Source organism: Mesorhizobium sp. M1A.F.Ca.IN.022.07.1.1 (genome assembly GCF_003997575.1).
Taxonomy (GTDB): domain Bacteria; phylum Pseudomonadota; class Alphaproteobacteria; order Rhizobiales; family Rhizobiaceae; genus Mesorhizobium.
The window spans coordinates 1-1,681 of record NZ_RZST01000595.1 but is presented as its reverse complement, the minus strand read 5'-3'; the positions used below and the strand labels follow the sequence as shown (position 1 = coordinate 1,681).

Annotated in this window: 1 protein-coding gene and 2 pseudogenes; 1 reads left to right on the top strand and 2 read right to left on the bottom strand. The window is 65.6% G+C overall.

All coding sequences use genetic code 11. The features are described 5' to 3' along the window. Positions 1 to 193, bottom strand: a pseudogene (locus EOA75_RS34660) (hypothetical protein); the annotation flags it as partial. After that, positions 193 to 1,203 (bottom strand): ligase-associated DNA damage response exonuclease, encoded by a 1,011-nt coding sequence (locus EOA75_RS32570; protein WP_127326115.1) that lies wholly within the window; start codon positions 1,201 to 1,203, stop codon positions 193 to 195. The pseudogene EOA75_RS34660 and the gene EOA75_RS32570, both read right to left, overlap by 1 nt. A 108-nt stretch (positions 1,204 to 1,311) precedes the next feature. Between EOA75_RS32570 and EOA75_RS32565 the strand changes: the two are divergent. Then, positions 1,312 to 1,681 (top strand): annotated as a pseudogene (locus EOA75_RS32565) (SAM-dependent methyltransferase); the annotation flags it as partial.

The following is a 1,681-nucleotide window of genomic DNA, read 5'->3' as shown; positions in this document are numbered from 1 at the left end:
CCTCTGTCCTGCCGGCCATCTCCCCCTCAAGGGGGGAAATCAGATGCCGCGCCGGCTTTCGCCAATCTCTCGCGTCGCGGGAGATGCGTCGGCGCTGAAACTGCCAATCTCCCCCCTTGAGGGAGAGATGTCCGGCAGGACAGAGGGTGGCGCCGTAGAACTCGGCGGCGGCGATTGGCGAACACTGTTCCATCAATCGCCCTCGTCCTCATACCCAACAAGATGCAGCGGCCGCGCGGCGATGCCCTCCAGCTCGCACCAGCGCACCAGCGCTTCCTCGCGGCCATGCGTCACCCAGACCTCCTCGGCGCCCGTTTCCTTGATCGTGGCGATGAGCTCGTCCCAGTCGGCATGGTCGGAAATGATCAGCGGCAGCTCGACGCCGCCCTGCTTGGCGCGCTGACGGATGCGCATCCAACCTGAAGCGAAGCAGGCGATCGGGTCGGGGAAGCGCCGCGCCCAGCGGTCGGCGAACGCGGCCGGCGGCCCGACGACAATGGCGCCTTCGAAATCGGCCTTGCCGCCGCTTTCCACCGTCGCTGGTTCGATCTGCCCCAGATCGATGCCTTGGCTCTGGTAATATTCGCTGAGCTTGGCGAGCGCGCCATGGATATAGATCGGCCTGTCGTAACCGGCCTCGCGCAGCAGCCGCATGACGCGCTGCGCCTTGCCGAGCGCATAGGCGCCGATCAGGTGCGAACGCTCGGGAAATTGCGTCGCCGATTTGAGCAGGCGCGCGATCTCCTCATGGTCCGGCGGGTGCCGGAACACCGGCAGCCCGAAGGTCGCCTCGGTGATGAAGACATCGCAAGGCACCGGCTCGAACGGCAGGCAGGTAGCGTCCTTCTGGCGCTTGTAGTCGCCGGAGGCGACGATGCGCAGGCCCTGATGCTCGACGACGATCTGCGCCGAACCCAGCACATGCCCGGCCGGATGGAAAGTGACGGAGACGCCGTTGATATCAATCGTCTCGCCAATGACTGCTGCCTGCGTGGTTTCGGCGAAATCCTCGCCATAGCGCAGGCCCATGATGTCGAGCGTTTGCTGGGTGGCAAGCACCGAGCGGTGGCCTGAGCGCGCATGATCGGAATGGCCGTGCGTGATCAGCGCGCGGCTGACCGGCCGCACCGGATCGATGAAGAAATCGCCTGGCGGACAGTAGAGCCCTTCGGGTCGTGGCTTGAGCAGGTCGCTGGCGCGCATGGCCTTGAACATAGTGGCTAAATTCGACGCGGGAAGCCTGTTGCAACAGACTGCTGACTCGTCCTACAGCCGGCCGCCGGTTCGCACACCGGCGGGATCAACGGAACCATGAAACCACTTCAGGCCTCGTCCGGCGATTTGAACGCCGACCGTCGCGCCGATTTTGCCGAGATGCTGCTGGCCTCCGGCGAGCCCGTGCAGGCGGCGGAGCTTTTGCTTGGCGCGCTGGAGCTGGCGCCGCAATGGACGGCGGGCTGGTTCCGGCTCGGTGAGATGCACGAGGCCGCACGTTTTCCCGACCAGGCCGCCCACGCATGGGCGATGGCCATGAAGCTCGATCCCGCGGACCGGCTGGGTTCCGCGCTCAAGCTGCAGCTGATCGGTCATGCGCCGGTGGCAGCGGCTCCGCCCAGCGCTTTCGTCGAGACCCTGTTCGATCACTATGCCGACAGTTTCGAGCAATCGCTGGTCGGGAAAC